Origin of the sequence: Undibacterium sp. Di27W (assembly GCF_049340345.1) — a bacterium.
Classification (GTDB): domain Bacteria; phylum Pseudomonadota; class Gammaproteobacteria; order Burkholderiales; family Burkholderiaceae_D; genus Undibacterium.
Window position 1 is genome coordinate 1 of sequence record NZ_JBMPOS010000126.1, and the last position, 372, is coordinate 372.

The 372-nt window shown below is 55.6% G+C and carries 1 pseudogene; it reads right to left on the reverse strand.

Annotated elements, in window-relative coordinates:
* Nucleotides 1–372, reverse strand: a pseudogene (locus ACO0LF_RS31595) (hypothetical protein); the annotation flags it as partial.

The window sequence follows — 372 nt, forward strand, 5'->3', positions numbered from 1 at the left end:
CGATGGAGGAACCCGTTGCACCGGCTGTGATGTTGCCACCGTTGACGATGATGAGGGTGTCGTTACCGTCGCCACCTGTCAGGCTGTCGCCGGACTGGATGGTGTCTGCCAGGTAGAATGTGTCGTTGCCAGAACCGCCTGTGACTGTGACATTTTGCAATTGGCCGGATGTGTCTGCTTTGCCAGTTGTGAAGATGCCATTGCCCAGGTTCAGGGTCAGGTTGCCTTTGAATGCGGATGCATCAATGGCGGACAGACGGCCTGCTGCTTGCAGGATGCCGCCAGCGTAGTTGACGGATTCAATCGTGCCAACTGCTGGGTTGACGACGTTTTGAACTTGCGCCAGTGTCAGGTCTTTGTCACCTGTGATTT